Genomic DNA, 903 nt, shown 5'->3' with positions numbered 1-903 from the left:
ACGTGAAGGTGCGCCAGAATGGCCGCATCGTGTCCGTTGCGGTAATCGTCGCGGTCGGCGTCAACAGCGATGGCCGGCGCGAAGTTCTCGGCATGGAGAGCTGGCCCCGGTTGTTTGGACAGCGCCCCGCTGGATTTAAGTGGATTCCTGCCGGGTTATGCTGAACGCGGGGCTTTACGGTTTTGTCGTTGCGTCGGGAGGGCGTAGCCCGACCAGAGCGACGACAAAACCGTCGGCGACGGTCATGCGGCCATCACCATAGCTTGCGTGCCGAAGTAAGCCTCGTCGGGCGTGCGCCCGTCAAGGCTCGAGTGAGGGCGTCCCTGATTGTAGAAGGCCAGATACTTGGCAATTGACGCTCGCGCCTCGGACACGCTGTCGTAGGCGCGGAGATATACTTCTTCGTATTTGACCGTGCGCCAGAGCCGCTCGACAAACACGTTGTCGCGCCAGGCGCCCTTGCCGTCCATGCTGATGGCGATCTTCGCGTCCAGCAGCACATCGGTGAACTCGAGGCTGGTGAACTGGCTGCCCTGATCCGTGTTGAAAATCTCGGGCCTGCCGTGCTTCGCCAACGCCTCCTGGACCGCTTCGACGCAGAAGGCCGCCTCCATTGTGATCGAGACGCGATGGGCCAGGACCCGTCGGCTGAACACATCGACGACCGCCGCGAGATAGACGAAGCCACGCCGCATCGGAATGTAGGTGATGTCCATTGCCCACGCATGGTCGGGCCGCTCGATCTTCAATCCGCGCAACAGGTACGGGTAGATCTTGTGACCCGGAGCCGGCTTGCTCGTGTTCGGGCGACGATAGACCGCCTCGATCCCCATGCGCTTCATCAGCGTCGCGATGTGGCGGCGACCGGCGTATACGCCCTCCCGCCGCAGCAACGATCGCAGC

General features: G+C 62.8%; 2 pseudogenes. One reads left to right on the top strand and one right to left on the bottom strand.

From position 1 onward, the window contains the following. Window positions 1-107, top strand: a pseudogene (locus QQK16_RS20990) (transposase); the annotation flags it as partial. A 135-nt stretch (window positions 108-242) separates the two neighbouring features. Here the strand turns inward: QQK16_RS20990 and QQK16_RS20985 are convergent. After that, window positions 243-903 (bottom strand): annotated as a pseudogene (locus QQK16_RS20985) (IS3-like element ISRj2 family transposase); the annotation flags it as partial.

It is taken from the genome of Chitinimonas prasina (genome assembly GCF_030160395.1).
GTDB lineage: Bacteria > Pseudomonadota > Gammaproteobacteria > Burkholderiales > Chitinimonadaceae > Chitinimonas > Chitinimonas prasina.
The sequence above is the reverse complement of the archived record's forward strand: the minus strand, read 5'-3'. Positions and strand labels throughout refer to the sequence as shown.